The organism is Actinoalloteichus hoggarensis, from assembly GCF_002234535.1.
GTDB lineage: Bacteria > Actinomycetota > Actinomycetes > Mycobacteriales > Pseudonocardiaceae > Actinoalloteichus_A > Actinoalloteichus_A hoggarensis.
In genome coordinates this window covers 4,012,957-4,028,440 of the sequence record NZ_CP022521.1, presented here as the reverse complement: position 1 = coordinate 4,028,440, position 15,484 = coordinate 4,012,957, and the positions used below count along the sequence as shown (strand labels likewise).

12 protein-coding genes are annotated in these 15,484 nt (G+C 71.8%); 6 read left to right on the top strand and 6 right to left on the bottom strand.

Features of this window, described 5'->3' with window-relative positions:
* Positions 1–378: 378 nt before the first annotated feature.
* Both AHOG_RS17190 and AHOG_RS17185 read right to left on the bottom strand, forming a co-directional pair.
* The gene (locus tag AHOG_RS17190) at positions 379–3,420 is read right to left on the bottom strand and encodes a glycine--tRNA ligase (RefSeq protein ID WP_093944539.1); all 3,042 of its coding nucleotides are present in this window, start codon (positions 3,418–3,420) and stop codon (positions 379–381) included.
* A gap of 247 nt (positions 3,421–3,667) precedes the next feature.
* On the bottom strand, positions 3,668–4,147 hold the full coding sequence (locus AHOG_RS17185) for an acyl-CoA thioesterase (protein WP_093942270.1): 480 nt from the start codon (positions 4,145–4,147) through the stop codon (positions 3,668–3,670).
* A 288-nt stretch (positions 4,148–4,435) separates the two neighbouring features.
* Between AHOG_RS17185 and AHOG_RS17180 the strand changes: the two genes are divergently transcribed.
* The 5 genes from AHOG_RS17180 to AHOG_RS17160 all read left to right on the top strand — a co-directional run bounded on the left by AHOG_RS17180 (position 4,436) and on the right by AHOG_RS17160 (position 10,631).
* Positions 4,436–5,458 carry a hypothetical protein gene (locus AHOG_RS17180; protein WP_093942269.1) on the top strand — a complete coding sequence of 341 codons (1,023 nt, stop codon included), beginning with the start codon at positions 4,436–4,438 and terminating at the stop codon, positions 5,456–5,458.
* 143 nt (positions 5,459–5,601) lie between these two features.
* On the top strand, positions 5,602–7,293 hold the full coding sequence (locus tag AHOG_RS17175) for an alpha/beta hydrolase (protein WP_157736871.1): 1,692 nt from the start codon (positions 5,602–5,604) through the stop codon (positions 7,291–7,293).
* An 819-nt stretch (positions 7,294–8,112) separates the two neighbouring features.
* Positions 8,113–8,727, top strand: a complete 615-nt coding sequence (locus tag AHOG_RS17170; RefSeq protein ID WP_093942267.1) for a tyrosine-type recombinase/integrase — start codon at positions 8,113–8,115, stop codon at positions 8,725–8,727.
* A 101-nt stretch (positions 8,728–8,828) separates the two neighbouring features.
* Entirely contained in the window at positions 8,829–9,377 is a 549-nt protein-coding gene (locus AHOG_RS17165) for a GrpB family protein (protein WP_093942266.1), read from the top strand.
* Positions 9,378–10,112: 735 nt separating this feature from the next.
* Positions 10,113–10,631: a DUF4231 domain-containing protein gene (locus AHOG_RS17160; RefSeq protein ID WP_093944538.1), complete on the top strand. Its 519-nt coding sequence runs from the start codon at positions 10,113–10,115 to the stop codon at positions 10,629–10,631.
* Positions 10,632–10,886: 255 nt separating this feature from the next.
* Here AHOG_RS17160 and AHOG_RS17155 read toward each other — a convergent pair whose 3' ends face one another.
* Both AHOG_RS17155 and AHOG_RS17150 read right to left on the bottom strand, forming a co-directional pair.
* A complete protein-coding gene (locus tag AHOG_RS17155; protein WP_093942265.1) occupies positions 10,887–11,258 on the bottom strand; it encodes an ArsR/SmtB family transcription factor in 372 nt (123 codons plus the stop codon).
* Positions 11,259–11,403: 145 nt separating this feature from the next.
* Positions 11,404–11,802 (bottom strand): VOC family protein, encoded by a 399-nt coding sequence (locus AHOG_RS17150; RefSeq protein WP_093942264.1) that lies wholly within the window; start codon positions 11,800–11,802, stop codon positions 11,404–11,406.
* A 195-nt stretch (positions 11,803–11,997) separates the two neighbouring features.
* On the opposite strand from AHOG_RS17150, the gene AHOG_RS17145 reads away from it, so the two are divergent.
* Positions 11,998–13,080: an Rv2578c family radical SAM protein gene (locus AHOG_RS17145; protein ID WP_093942263.1), complete on the top strand. Its 1,083-nt coding sequence runs from the start codon at positions 11,998–12,000 to the stop codon at positions 13,078–13,080.
* A gap of 106 nt (positions 13,081–13,186) precedes the next feature.
* Here the strand turns inward: AHOG_RS17145 and AHOG_RS17140 are convergent, their stop codons facing one another.
* Both AHOG_RS17140 and AHOG_RS17135 read right to left on the bottom strand, forming a co-directional pair.
* A complete protein-coding gene (locus AHOG_RS17140) occupies positions 13,187–13,561 on the bottom strand; it encodes a hypothetical protein (RefSeq protein ID WP_093942262.1) in 375 nt (124 codons plus the stop codon).
* On the bottom strand, positions 13,510–14,955 hold the full coding sequence (locus AHOG_RS17135; protein ID WP_169725874.1) for a helix-turn-helix domain-containing protein: 1,446 nt from the start codon (positions 14,953–14,955) through the stop codon (positions 13,510–13,512). The genes AHOG_RS17140 and AHOG_RS17135 overlap by 52 nt, the downstream gene beginning before the upstream one ends.
* Positions 14,956–15,484 lie beyond the last annotated feature (529 nt).

Here is a 15,484-nt window from a genome sequence, read left to right as displayed (position 1 = left end):
GTCGGACCTGCGAGAAGATCATGGTAGGGGACCGAGGCCGCGTTCGGGTCCCTGTCGCGTGATCGTCCGACGGCACCGTGCGGGAGGCCGTGCCCGCGGCCGGCGCGTCACGTCGACGCGAGGGCGACGGTGCGTACTCCGGCGATGCGGTCATCGGGCGAGGTGCCCACCGGAAGACGTGCCTGCTCGGGCGAGGTGCCCACACCTGACGCGCACTCGGTCGATGCGGCCGTCCGACGACGCGCGCACGCGAACCGGCTCGCACCGGACGACCGTGCCCCCGAGACGACGTCGGGCGGCACACCGTGTCGGTGTGCCGCCCGAGGGGCCGCGGCCGAGCCGGGCGAGGCCCGCCGCGACTCAGTCCTTGCTCAGCACTCAGTCCTTGCTCAACGCGGTGCCCAGGGCCCGCCAGTCCAACACGGGCGCCGCGGCGTCGCGGATCGACGCCAGCAGCCCCAGCCGCGCCGCCCGCACCTGGGCGTCCTCGGCCATGACCAGCACGTCGTCGAAGAACGCCGCGATCGGCGCGACGATCGGCGCGGCCTCCTCGACGAAGCGCGCGAGATCCGGCGTGGTGCCCCCCAACGACGCCTCGACCCGCTCCCACGCGGTGCGCAGCGCGACCTCGGCGGGCTCGGTGATGTGGGCGGCGTCGTAGGTCGCCGGAGCGTCGTCGGGGACGATGCGCCGCACCCGCTGCAGCGCGGCCGCCAGCTCGACGAAGGTCGGATCGGCGGTGCGGCGGTTGACCTCGGCCAGCGTCTCGTCGGCCGTGATCGGCGAGTCGGCCAGCGGCAGCACGGCGGCGACGACGGCGTGCTGGTGCCCCGCGTCGAGCAGCTGCTGCTCGTACCGTCGGACGACGAACTCGTGCGCCTCGGCCAGCGCCGAGTCGGTGACCTCGATGCCCTGCGTGGCGAGGACGTCGGCCGCGATCCGCAGCGCTCGGCTCACCGTGACCTGTCGGAGCTGCGGGAAGGAACGCAGCACGCTGATCAGGCCCAGCGCCGCCCGGCGCAGGCCGAACGGGTCGGAGCTGCCGGTGGGCGACGCGCCGACGCCGAACAGACCGACCAGCAGATCGAGCCGGTCGGCCAGCGACAGCAGTGCGCCGGGGACGGTGGCGGGCAGGGTCCCGCCCGCCGACCGGGGCTGCTCCATGTCGTACAGGGCGGCGGCCACGCTCGGCGACTCGCCCGCCCGCAGCGCGTACTCCCGCGCCATCGTGCCCGCCAGGCTCGTCAGCTCGACGACCATCTGCGACCCGAGGTCGAACTTCACCAGCTGCGCGGCGCGGTCCAGCGTCTGCCGCTCCTCGCCGGACAGCGGAACCAGCCGGTCGCCGCTGCTCTGCACGCCCTCGGGGGCGGCCACGGCGGCGTCGCCGAGTTCCCTGGCGACGGCGGCGATCCGCTCGGTGCGGTCGGCCATCGAGCCGAGCCGCTCTTCGAAGGCAAGCCGCTCTAGGCCGAGCTTCATCGTCTCCGGCTTCACGGCCAGGTCGGCCCGCCAGAAGAACGCCGCGTCCTCGTAGCGGGCGCGCAGGACGCCCTCGTTGCCCGCTCGCACCGCGTCGTGGTCGCAGGCGCCGTTGGCGACCGCGACGAAGTACGGCATCAACGCGCCCGCGGCGTCCCGGACCGGCAGGTACCGCTGGTGCTTGCGCATCACGGTGGTGAGGATCTCGTCCGGCAGCTCCAGGTAGTGCTCGGAGAACGAACCCAGGATCGGGGTCGGCTGCTCGACGAGGTTGACGATCTCCTCCAGCAGCACGGCCTCGCCGTCGAAGTCGACGGTGCCGCCGACCTCGGAGACCAGCCGTTGGGCGGCCCCGACGATCTGCCCGCGCCGGACGTCGATGTCGACGACGATGCCGTGCGAGGCGAGGAAGTCGACGTAACCCTCCGCGTGCGGCACGCCGACCGTCGGCGTCGCGGCGGTGCGGTGCACGCGGGTGGTGACGCCGCTGAGCAGCGACGAGGCCGCCACGGGCACGCCGACGTCGCCGAGCATGGCCAGCAGCCAGCGCACCGGGCGGCTGTAGGACAGCGTGGAGTCGTTCCACCGCATGTTCTTGTCGGCGCGCAGCTCCAGCACGACGCTGGAGAGCAGCTCGCTGAGCACGGTCACCGCGCCTCGGCCGACGTCGGTCTTGACGGCGACGACGAACTCGACGCCGTCGATCACGGCCCGCCCCAGGTCCGCGACGTCCACTCCCTGGCCGCGTGCGAAGCCCGCGGCGGCCTTGGTCGGCGCGCCCGCGGCGTCGAAGGCGTTGGCGACCCGGGGGCCGCGCACGGTCCGTTCGGCGTCGGGCTCGCCCGGCTCCACCGCCTCGACCACCGCGACGATCCGCCGGGGTGTGGCGTAGGTGCTGATCCGGCCATGGCCCAGCCTGGTCGCGGCGAGCTTCTCGGTGAGGGCGGTGCGCATCGCCTCGGCGGCGCGCCGGACCTCGGCCGCGGGCAGTTCCTCGGTGCCCACCTCGAACAACAGCGTCGCGGGCTCGGAGACCGAGGGCAGCTCGTCGGGCACCGTCGCGGCGGGGAGGGCCTCGGCCACCCCGAGCGGGTGACCCAGCTCCTCGCGTCGCTCGGCCCAGAGCCGGACGACGTCCCTCGTCAGCGCCCTGGTGCGCCCGAAGGCCTTGGCCCGCTCCGTGGTGGACACCGCGCCTCGGGCGTCGAGCACGTTGAACGTGTGGGAGCACTTGAGCACGTAGTAGTGGGCGGGCATCGGCAGACGCGCGTCCAGCAGCCTGCGTGCCTCGTTCGCGTACTCGTCGAACAGCCGACGGTTCATCGCCACGTCGGCGTCGTCGAGGTAGTAGCGGCTCATCTCGTACTCGGCCTGGCCGAAGGCCTCGCCGTAGGAGATGCCGGGAGCGAAGGCGATGTCCTTGAAGTGACTGACGTTCTGCAGCGCCATGAGGATGCGCTCCAGGCCGTAGGTGATCTCCACCGAGATCGGGTCCAGCGTGGCGCCGCCCGCCTGTTGGAAGTAGGTGAACTGGGTGATCTCCAGGCCGTCCAGCCACACCTCCCAGCCCAGGCCCCAGGCGCCGAGCGCGGGGAAGTCCCAGTTGTCCTCGACGAAGCGGACGTCGTGGGCTTCGACGTCGATGCCGATGGCCGCCAGGCTGCCGAGGTACAGCTCCTGCGGGTCGCCCGGGTCTGGCTTGAGGATGACCTGGAACTGGGTGTGGGTCTGGAGACGGTTCGGGTTCTCGCCGTACCGGGAGTCGTCCGGTCGTACGCTCGGCTCGACGTAGGCGGTCCGCCACGGCTCAGGACCCAGCACGCGCAGCACGGTGGCCGGATTGAGCGTTCCCGCACCGACCTCGGTGTTCAGGGGCTGCACGACCATGCATCCCTGGTCGGTCCAGTACTTGGTCAACGCGAGAATCGCGTCCTGCATGGTCAACACGGAGGACAACCTCAGACAGTCATGGCGGGCCTGTCGACTGCCCGCTGTACGGACGGCGTGAACGACGCGAGCACCAGCCGGGTGGCACACGAGATCGGCCGAGTCTAATGGACTCGGCTCGCGGCCGGACCGGCGGTGTTGCCCCTGTCCAGGCGTCGTCGACGCGGCACGGGAGCGCCGCCCCGCCGCCGGACTCGGGGGTCGGGGAACCCGGCGGGGCGCGGTCGGACCGGGCGGGTCAGCCGCCGACGACCAGGCCGCGCGGGCGGCGCAGTCGATGGGCCTCGGCGACGAACTCCACGCTGTACGGGACGGCGTGGTGGGTGGCCGGGTCGAGTCGGAGCTGCGTCCGGCTTCCCTCGGCATGCAGCACCGATCGATCGGCGGAGTGCACGTGAAAGCCGTAGGTCAGGTCCGTGGTGCCCACCTGCTCGATCCAGAAGTGCACCCCGACGAGGCCCATGCCCGCGATAGGAAGGTGGTAGGTGATCGCGAAGTGTCGGACCACCTGGAGCACGTCGGCGAAGCGGGACAGCGAGGGATCCAGATGCCAGCCCCGGTCGAGCCAGTAGTCCATGACGGCGCGTTCCACCAACAGCAGGTAGCGCGAGTCATGAACCGTTCCGGTCGCATCGAGGTCCTCGAAGTTGATGCGAACGGAGGCGACGTGGCCGAAGCGCGCCGGAACATCCGTCGGCGTGTCCTCGGGGCTGGTCATCGCTGCTCTCACCTGTTCCGGGTTCGTGGGGACGGTTCGTGGGGGGACGGTGTCGACGTGCGGCGGTCCGAGTCGTTCTTCTCGTCGTGGACTCGTCGTCGCCGATGCGCCGCGGCGCGTCCGCCCGTGCGGCGCCGTCGGTCGGGCGGCCGTGGCGGCGGGGGATCGATCTTGCCGGATCGATCTCCGCATTGTCACCTTGTCGGGGTGAGCCGAGTCGCGCGGGAGACCGCGGCTCGGGCGATGCGCCGCGGGTCGGCCCGACCCGGACGATGCAAGGGGGTCGAGATGCTGATGTCCGAGGCACGGGTCGTCGCCGCCGACTGGGTGAGTCGGCATGCCCGGCACACGGAAGGCTTCGCGGGCGCCTATCTCCACGGTTCGACGATCGAGCTGCCCGACGACGCCGAGCTGCCGCCGACCTCGGACCTCGACGTCGTGGTGGTGACCGCCGCGCCGCCGCCGACGGGACCGGGCAAGTTCCGGCACCGCGGCGTTCTGCTGGAGGTGACGTACCTCGGCCGTGATCTGTTCGCCGCCGCGGAGCACGTCCTGGGCTCGTATCACCTGGCTGGCGGGCTGCGCCTCGACACGATCGTCGCCGACCCCGAGGGGCTGTTGCGTCGCCTGCAACCGGTGGTGGCCGAACACTTCGGGGAACGGAGGTGGGTGCGGCGGCGCTGTGCCGACGCCCTCCGCCGCATCGAGAGCGGGCTGCGAACCGTCGACGGCGCGGCGCCATGGCACCAGCAGGTCACGTCGTGGCTGTTCCCGACCGGCGTCACGACCCACGTGCTGCTGGTGGCCGCCCGCCGCAATCCCACGATACGGCTGCGATATCCCGCCGCCAAGGCCGTCCTGGCCGACCACGGGCTCGACGCCCGGTATCCCGAGCTGTTGAGCCTGCTCGGTGTCCGTGATCTGACCGCCGCCCGGGTACGCGACCATCTCGCGGCGCTGGCCACGACCTTCGACGTCGCCGCGCAGGTCGCCAGGACGCCGTTCTTCTTCCGAGGCGACCTCACCGCCGAGGCACGGCCGATCGTCGTCGACGGCAGCCGCGACCTCATCGCGGCGGGCCTGCACCGCGAGGCCTTCTTCTGGATCGTCGCCACCTTCGCCCGTTGTCATGCGGTGCTGGCCGCCGACGCGCCCGAGCTGGACGTGCGGCGGGAACCCGCGTTCCGGGCCGCCGTCGCCGATCTCGGGATCACCGACACCGGGGACCTGCGGCGACGTGCCGACGAGGTCCTGCGTTTCCTCCCCCGCCTCGTCGAGATCGCCGAACCGGTGCTGCGCGCCGAGAACTGATCGGGCGCGGCGGCCGACCGGCCCGCAGGGATCCTCCCTAGGTCCCTCACCCGATGTGGTCATCGTCGCCTTCGGCTTCAGTGTCTCGGTACGGCCGGCTCCCGTGGTGTGGGGCCGGCTCCCATCCGGACGAGGAGGCAACGATGCATCCACCTATCCGCCGAAGTACGGGTCGGGTCGCGACGGCCATGGCGCTCGTCGTCACCGTCTGCGGCCTGCCCGCGACGGCCTTCGCCGTCGAGGACTCCCCGGTGGCGGCCGAACCCGCCGTGCTGGGCACCGGCGGTGCCGCGGTCCCCGTGCTGGAGTGGGGGCCGTGCCCCGAGGGGACGGCGTCCGCGGCCTACGAGTGTGCGACCGCGGCGGTCCCGCTGTCCTATCAGGACCCGCACGGCGAGCGGATCGAGGTCGCGGTGGGCAGGCTGCCCGCCGCCGACCCGGAGAACCGGATCGGCTCGTTGTTCTTCAATCCCGGCGGCCCCGGTGGTTCCGGTCGCATCCCGCCGGTGCTGGCTCCTGAGCTGCACGAACGCTTCGACCTCGTCGGATTCGATCCGCGCGGGGTGGCGGACAGCACGCCGCTGCGCTGCTTCGCCGACGTGTGGGAGGCCGCCGACAGCTTCGGTCACGTCTTTCCCACCACGCCGAGCGAGGAGCGGCGGGTGATCGAGGCCACGCGGACCGGCACCGACGCCTGCGCGGAGGAGGCGGGCCCCGTTCTCGACCACATGTCGACGGCGAACGTCGCTCGCGACCTCGACCTGCTGCGGGCCGCCGTCGGCGACGAGCAGCTCACCTTCCACGGCTTCTCCTACGGCACTCATCTCGGGGCGGTCTACGCCAACCTCTTCCCGGACCGGGTGCGGGCCATGACGTTGGACGGCGGCCTCGACCCGGTGGCCTGGACGACGGGGGCCTCCCCCGCCGACGCCGAGCTGCCGTACACCACGCGCATCGGCAGCGCCGCCGGCGCGCAGCGGGCCCTGTCGACCTTCCTGGACGTCTGTGCCGAGGACGAACGATGCGCGTTCCGGGAGCCCGGCGTCGATCTGCGCGAGAAGTACGACCGGGTGCTCGACGCGGCGCGCACGGCGCCGATCGAGGTCCCCGACGAGGACGGCTGGGTCATGGAATGGTCGTATCCGCTGGTCGTCGGCGTGGTCGGCTCGGCGCTCTACGACGCTCGCGGTTCGGCGTTCCTCGGCGACTACCTCCAGTCGCTCGTCGACGCGGTCGAGGGCCGAGCCGCCCGCGGTGCGTCCGCGGCTGTCACCGCCGTCGCGGCCGACGTCGCCGCCGCCGTCGGCGGGCAGGAGCGGTACGCGGGTCCGGAGCAGAACTTCGGGGTGGCCTGTCTGGACTCCGACAACCCGAGTGATCCGGCGCGGTGGTCCGAGGCGGCGGCCGCCTCGGACCGAGAGGCGCCGGGCTTCGGGGCGATGTGGACGTACGAGTCGCTGCCCTGCGCCACCTGGCCGGGAGTCGACGAGGATCGATATCAGGGTCCGTGGGATCGTCCGACGGCGAATCCGGTGCTCGTGCTGGGGAATCGGCTGGGCGACCCGGCCACACCGTATGAGGGCGGCCGTGAACTCGCCGACCTGCTCGGTGACGGCCGTCTGCTGTCGCTGGACGCCTTCGGTCACGGCGCGTTCGGTCTTCAGATCAGCGACTGCGTGGACGCGGCGGTGATCGAGTACTACCTGGGTGGCGAGCCGCCCGCGGACGGCACGGTCTGCGCGCCGGACCGCACGCCGTTCGATCCGATCGACGACGAGGCCGGCGTCGTGGCGGCCGAGCACACCGGACTGCCGGTCACGGCGCTCCTCGGCTGAGTCGACGGGTCGACGGCCTCGGCGGTGTCGTGGCGGTCGGCTCGCCCGTCACCGCCGAAGGTCGCGGACGCCACGCTCAGTGGTCGTCCACGCCCGAGTGTCCCCCCATGTCGAAGACGATCTCCCCCTGCCGGCGGTGGTCGTCGCCCGTGAACGGGTGTTGGCTTCGCAGGTGTTCGCGAGGCGTCTCGGCACTCGGCTGCCGTGATCGCCGCTGATCGGCGGCGTCGGGATGTCGTCGACCTCGCGGACATCGCCTCCCCGCATGCGGTCGGGGGTGGTCCGGCCACCGGGTCGCGGCGCAGCGCGCCGAGTCGGCGTTCCCCGCGAGCGCGGGGGTGGTCGGCGGCGCGGCCCGGCGCGCCGTCCGGCGTCGCCCGATCGAAATATCAGAACGGCACGCACGATCGACTTCTGATGTTTCGAGTCTCGAGCGCAGTACGATCACGAGGAGTCGTGCCGCCGAGAAAGCGAGAGGGCCGCCGTGGGCGAGGTCGCCGGAGATCCCGTGGGCGAGGTCGCCGGGGAGTCCGTGAGCGGGGTCGCCCCGCAGCGGGCACATCGGGTGTTCACCCGCTACGAACGCGCCCTCGCGAACTCCACCCTCGCCTCGCCGACCCGCCGCGCCTATCGGTTCCAGATTGCGGGCTTTCTCACCTGGCTCGTCGAGCACGACAGCGGCCCCGAGGACCCGCTCACCGAGCCACCGGCCAGGGACGCGGCCGTGCGTGCCTACCGCTCGTGGTTGAAGACCGCTCTGGGCAGTAGACCCGCCACGATCAACGCGGTCCTCACGGCGCTCGATCACTTCTACGATCACTGCCTGCGGGTCGGCCATGCCCCGATCGATCGGGAGGAACAGACGGCGCCGCAGTCCAGGGCTCTGCAGGTCGACGAGACCCGCAGGCTGGTGGCGGCCGTGCTGGCGGGCGGACTGCCGCGAGACATCGCCGTCGTGCACACCCTGCTGCACACCGGGGTCCGGGTGACCGAACGGTCGCGCTCGACGTCGACGATGTGCGTCTCGGCGTTCGACAGGCGCACATCCGGGTCACGGCGCGCGGCATCGAGCCGAGGGAGATCCCCTTGTCGGAGGAGCCCCGGCTGGTCCTGCGTGACTGGGTCGCCACTCGTCGGGGCCGGTCGGGCGTCGAGCGGACGCCCGCGTTGTTCCTCAACCGGCGGGGCGGCCGACTGTCCACCCGCTCGGTGGACACGCTGGTGGTCCGGATCGGCGGCATCGCGGGCCTGGAGGCAGACGCCGGGCAGCCGATCACCCCGCACGTCCTGCGGCAGACCTTCGGCCATCGCCTGCTCGCGAACGGCTCGGCTCCCGACCGGGTCGCCGAACTGATGGGTCACCGCAGCAGCGACACCGCCCGGCGATACGGGGCGGTCCGCGCGGGCCGCCCGCCGGACGACGTTCCGGGATGACCCCGCGCGGCGCCCGCCGAGCCGGGGCCGCCCCCAGACTCCCGCTCCGGCCGACACCTCGCCCACACCCGCCCCGCACGTGATGAAGGACTGAGAGAGCGATGACCGACTCCGTCGAGATCGTGGACCACGACTCACGCTGGTCGTCGGTGTTCGAGGAACTCCGTACCCGGATCAGCCGCGTCCTGGGTTTCCACAGTCAACGTGTCGAGCACGTCGGCAGCACCGCGGTTCCCGGCCTCGCCGCCCGCCCGATCGTCGACCTCGACGTGGTGATCGCCGACGAGCGGGCGCTGGCTCCGGTGATCGGCAGGCTGCGACCCCTCGGGTACACCCACCAGGGCGACCTCGGCGTCCCCGGCCGGGAGGCCTTCACCAGACCGCCGCACCGGCCGCCGCCGCATCACCTCTACGTGTGCACCGAGGACAGCCTCGCGCTCGCCCGGCATCTGGCGTTCCGCGACCAGCTGCGGCGCAGCACCGACACCGCGGCCGCCTACGCGGAGTTGAAGCGGACGCTGGCGGCCCGGCATCCCGACGACGCCGCCGCCTATGTCGAGGGAAAGACGGCCTTCATCAGTCAGGTCCTCGACCAGGTCGCGGACGCCGCCCGCGCGGAACACCCGGTCTCGGACCCGCAGGGGGCCTGAGTCGCGGGAAGAGCCCACACTCTCGGCGGGTGTGGGGAAGAGCGGGGCCGCGGTGCCGGCGGACCGGTTCCCGGCCGGACGACGGGGTCTGCCAACCCGTCCGCCGCCGACGCGGTGCCCGCGTCGAGGGCTGCGAGATCGCCGCAGGCCTCGCGGTCCGACCGGGTGCGGCCCGTGCCATCGCTTCGTTCCGACCTTCGCCGCGCCGCCGGTAATCCCGCCGCCGGTAATCCCGCCGCCGAGTCGGCACAGCGGCCGACGCCGAGTCGAGTCAGATCGGACGGGCGCCGCCGCGATGCGATCCGTTCCGACGCTGAGTGATCTCAACGAAAAGGGCATGCAGGGTTTCCGGGAGTCCGGCGTGCTGCCCGCGACCGCGTCGGCGCGGGTGCTCGACGCCGCGCGTGGGAACGGGGCCGAACCGGTGCGGGGGACGCCGCCTCCTCGTCGCGCGGGCCGGCGGGTCGCCGCGGCGGATGGCGCCGTCCGGGCCGTGCCGGGCAGGACGTGTCCGTCGGGCAGGGCGCGTCGTGTGCTGCCTCGAAGGAAGGAGTGCGGCGGCGCGTCGTCCCCGTCTGCGGCGCGGACGTGCGGCCGGGTTCACCGGAAACGGCCGCACCCAGCGTCGTCGATCGTTAACCTGACGTGGCGATCGCGGCGCGTCGGGAGTGGGTGCACGGACGATCCGTCCGGGCCGGGCGGCCTCGATCGCCGGGGGTGATCAGGGCTGTGCGGATGACAGGACGACTTCTCGACCGGGGGCCGCGATCGGCGGCACCGGACCGTTCCTCGCCCACCGCGGACGTGCACGGCCTCGCCGAGGCCCATGTTCGTCGGCTTCGGGCCCGCTACGACTGGCGTGCGGAGTGGCATCGTCGCTTCTTCAGGCTGGGCGGGCTGCTGATCATCCTGGCCAGCGCCTCGCTTCCGCTGCTCACCACCTTGGAGTACGAGAACAAGGACTTCGTGCTCTCGGCGGCGGGCGTGGTGATCGCCGTGCTCACCGGACTGCAGACCTTCTACCGCTGGGACAAGTCGTGGGCGACGCTGCGGGCCGCGGAGTCGTCCCTCACCGAGCTGCTCTGGGAATGGCGGCTGCGGCAGGAGGAGGCGGCGGGCCTGACCGGTGAGGAGGCCGACCGCGTGCGGCGTGCGGCCACCGAGCGGATGCTGGCGGGCGTCCGCGAGGTGCGGCATCGCGAGTCGGAGGACTACTTCGCCGAGCTGCGCTTCCCCGCCGCCCGGCCCCGCTGAGCGGGAGAGCCGGACGCATCGGCTCGGTGGGCGCGGGCTTCTCCCGTCGGTCGCGGAGGACGACGCCGGACGTCTGTGGAGTCCTGCCGGAGCCGGTCGGATCGCGAGCGACGCGAGGAGACGGCCGTCTCCCGTTCGAAAGGCGCTTCGACCTCACTGCCCAGGCGCCCGTTCGGGCCGGGTTCGCGATCCGTCGACGGATCGGGGGCGCGCGACGGCCGGGAGACCGTGCCCCGGCCTGAAGCGGGGCCGAGATCAGCGGGCGGAGGCCTCAGGCGGCGCGGAGTCCGCGGCCGAGACGGAACGGCGTTCGCGCCTGCCCCTGGCGAGTTCGGTGGCCAGCGCGTCCAAGGGCTGAGTCCAGAAGCGACGGTAGCGCTCCAACCACCCGTCGATCTCACGCAGCGGTTCCGGGTCCACCGAGTACAGCCTGCGGGCGCCGACCGCTCGGACGGTGGTGAAGCCGTTCTCCCGTAGCACGCGCAGGTGTTGGGACACACCGGGCTGCGAGATGCCGAACTCCTCCTGGACGATCGAGGTGATCTCGCCCGCCGCTCGTTCGCCGTCCGCGAGCAGTTCGAGGATGCGACGACGGACCGGATCGCCCAGTACGTCGAACGCGTGCATGATCTGACAGCCTTCCAAGCTCGTCGTCGGAAAGTCAAGCGGTGTCCGCGCCGCGGGCGACCGTCCGTCTCCGGGCCGCCGACGTGTCCCGGACGCTCCTTCGCCGAGGCGGCGGACCATGCGGCCGGGCCGTCGGCTCGACGCCTCAGGAGGCGTCGATCGGCTGACTGATCCCGATGAGGTTGCCGCAGGTGTCGTCCAAGACCGCCATCATGACGTCGCCCGCCTCCACCGGCGGTGACAGGAACTCCACCCCGAGGCCGCGCAGCCGTTCGTACTCCGCCGCGAGGTCGTCGACACCGAAGAGCGTGGCCGGAATACCCGCCGCACGAAGCGACTCCTGGTAGGTCGTCGCGATCGAGCTGCTGTTCGGCTCCAGCAGCAGCTCGACTCCGTCGGGGTCGGCGGGGGAGACGACGGTCAGCCAGCGGGCGCCGCCCGCGGGCACGTCGGTCTTCGGCAGGAAGCCGAGGACGCGGGTGTAGAAGTCCAACGCCTTGGCCTGGTCCTCGACGAAGACGCTGGTGACGGTGATCTTGATCATTCGTGTCTCGTTCCGTGTCGGGTCGGGTGCTCGGGGGCGGTGCGGGCGTGGCTCGCGTGCACCTCGAAGGTAACAGCCCTAGCTTATATAAGCAAAGCGTTATTTTACTCCCTGCTCGCCCTGGCGAGTCGTCGTCGGGAGCGGTGGCGGCCGCCGCGATGGACAGATATTCGAACGTATGATCGAATCATCGGCATGAGGTGGGACGCGCAACGCATGGACGAGGGTGGCGAACAGGCGCTGCCGCTGGAGGTGACCGGACGAGGCGGGATCGTGCGCGGCGGCGGTCGCGGCGGGCTGCGGCTGCCGCCCCCGGTGCCGATCGAGGCGGGGACCGACGACGAGGCGATGGCCATCGAGATCACCGCGAAGTCGATCCTCAATCGGGTGCCGGGCGGATCGAGGATGCCCTTCGAGTGGACGCTCAACCCCTACCGGGGCTGCGGACATGCCTGTCGATACTGCTTCGCACGCAACACCCACACCTACCTCGACCTCGACACGGGCCGCGACTTCGACACCAGGATCATCGTGAAGGTCAACGCCGCGACGTTGCTGCGCAAGGAGCTGGCGAGCCCACGCTGGGCGGGCGAACCCGTCGCGATGGGCACCAACACCGACCCCTACCAGCGTGCGGAGGGGCGCTACCGGTTGATGCCGGAGATCATCGCGGCGCTACGCGACCGGGCCAACCCGTTCTCCATCCTGACCAAGGGGACGCTGATCCTGCGCGACCTCGACCTGATCGTGCAGGCCGCGCGAGTGGCGCCGGTGTCGGTGGCGCTCTCGGTGGGCTCGGTCGACGAGCGGCTGTGGCGGGCCGTCGAGCCGGGCGCGCCGTCGCCGGTGCGGCGATTGGAGGTGGTGCGCCGGTTCGCCGAGGCAGGCGTGGCCTGTTCGGTGCTGATGGCGCCGATCCTGCCGGGGCTCGGCGACTCGCCTGCCGAGATCGATCGCACGGTGGCGGCGATCGCCGAGGCGGGGGCGGTGAACCTGACACCTGTCGTGCTTCACCTGCGGCCGGGCGCGCGGGAGTGGTATCACGCCTGGCTCAGCCGCGAGCGTCCCGCTCTGCTGCCGCTGTACGAGCGGCTGTACCGCGACGGCGCGTACGCCCCGAAGTCCTATCGGCGGGAAGTCGCCGACCGCGTCGAGCAGGCCAGGCGTCGTCATGGGTTGGCGGACCCGCGTCGATCGGAGAACTTTCGGACGAGGCAGCATGATCCGCCGCGGTCCGACGCCGATCGAGATCGGGAGCGGCAGCTCTCCCTGCTGTGACCCGAGCCCGACGAACTCCGCGACAGTCCAGACGCGGGCAGGCGCGCCGACACCCGCCCGGCCGTGGTGCCGGGGCGGGTGCCTCGCGACCGCCGCCGACCGCGTGTCAAGCCGTGCGCGGCGCGACCGCGTTCTCGATGCGCTCGAAGATGTCCGCATCGGTCTCGCGCTGCCATTCGGGCATGTCCGCCCAGTCGGCGACGTACGCGGGCCTGGGGTCGGCGAAGTGCCGGTGAATCTGGCCGATCCAGCACAGGGCGACGAACCGGCCCTTCTGCTCGCGAGTGAGCTTGGCCGTGCTGCCGTCGGTCGCGACGATGAAGTCGTGCACCTGCCGGTACACGGCCGCCGCGCAGGCGCGCTCCCAATCGGGCGTGTCCGCCCACGGGGCGATGTAGCCGGGCTTCGGCTCGCCGGGGTAGTGCTTGTTCACCCCGGCGATCCATGCATCCCGGAAGGTCCGTCCCTGCTCGTCCGACACTGACTCTCTCCTTGCTGTCTCGGGCCGAATACGGTCACCACGTCTGTGATCCGCGAATCCAGATACCGCACGTGCCGGTCGCCGAGGAACGGCACCAGGTGCTCGCGCAGATCTCGGAGCCTGCGGCCGAGGTAGCCGGCCGATGCCGTCTGTCGGGCGCTGTCCACTGCCGCGGCGCCACTCATGATCAGTTGATCGACGTCGCCTCGTTGGGCGCCGACGGCCGCGAGGTCGACGAGCACGCTACCGCGACGTCGCGCCGAGGCGGCCTGCCCCAAGGCCTTGTCCAGCGCGGGCTCGGCCAGGTCCGGGCGGCGCAGCGTGACAAGACATGAGGCGCGCTCCTCATCCAGCCGGGACCCCTCGAAGCGGAGCCAACCGGTCGCGGGCGCCATGTCCGGCAGGCCGGCGACCTGCTCGGCCCTGTCCAACGCGCGTTGGCAGGCGGGCAGGTTCCCGAGTCCGGCGTACGTCTGCGCCTGGACGGCCGCGACCCAATGCCGAGTAGTCCGGGTGGGGTCGCCCCTCGCGGCGAGCTGTGCGGCGCCGTCGAGCAACGTGGCGGCGTGTGTGTATCGGCGATCGTAGATGCTGATGAAGGCGTGCCGGGTCATCGCACATGCCCAGAGGTCGAACTCGCGTGCTTCCTTGCTGACGTGGGCGGCCTCGGCGTAGCACTGCGCGGCGTCCGCGTAGTCGTCGCTGTCGAAGAGGACCTCCCCGCAGAGCTGGAACAGGTCACCGGCGAGCGCGCACAACCGGCGGTGCACGTCGGCGGGCTGCGGCTCGTTCAGACTGGCGTTCACGGCGGTGAGCTGCCGGCGTGCGGCCGGCAGGACATCACGTTTGGACCGCGACTCGGCGAATCGTGTCCACAGCTCGGCGTTGAGCCGCTCGTAGACGTCCACGGTCGCGGGGTCGAGGTGGCGAGGGTGCGCCGCGGCGTGCCGGACTCGGTCGACGTCGATGGCGGGGATCGCGAGCAGACTGCCCGTGACCGCCACCAGGCGGAGTAGTTCACGGCGATTCACGTCGTCATGGTGCCGATCGTCGTCGGGCGGCGAGCCGGGAGACCGCGGTGATCGTGTCGCCGGGTCACTCCTTCGCACCGGCGCGCCGTGCAGCTCGGCGATCCTGATCCGCTTCTCGTCCGCGACCACACGGTCGAAGTGGGCGAGAAGATCGCCGTCGGCGTCGAGCACTCGATCGGTGGTCTCCCAGAAGTCGCGGCCGGGAAACTGGCGGCCTGCCTCGATGTGGGAGATCGATGTTCGCGAGTAGGCGGTGATCCGCCCGATGGCGCTCTGGTCGAGCGGTGACGTCTCCCGATAGCCGCGGAGCGCGGCCCCCAGGGCGCGGCGCAGTTCTGTGATCGCTTCTGGCGTACGGGCCATGAAGGTCTCCAGTCGAGTGCGCGGCACGTATCCGGTACGCGCCTCAGCGCAGCCGGCCGCACGAAGGACTGGACACGGCCAGGTGTGGGAGTTCCGCCCACACCGTCCCCCACAACGGTTCCACACGGTTACGTGATGGCTGCGTAGAGCAGACGAAGCGGCTGCGTCGACCAGAACCGAAGGGAGGGCCACGATGCGCATCCTGCACGGCGGCGGACGTCGCGGTGGCCGTCTTCGTCCTCGGGCTAGCCGTGATCAGCGGGTCAGTCGTCTACGTCGACGAGGCGCGGACACGGCGCGAGCGATCGCGGCGCAAGACCGAGCCGGGGGCGCCGAACGGGCTGGAGGCGGCACCCCGTGGACTCGCCGGAGACCGACCGTTGTGGCAGGACTGCGCCGTCTGGCATGGGGTTCTCACGCAACCTTCTGTGTTGCATCGCGTGTTCGCGGGCGTGAAGCGGTCTAGAACCCGGCTTGCGTGATTCGCCGCCCGACCGGCACCGAGTCACACGGTCTGGCCGAGGTGTCG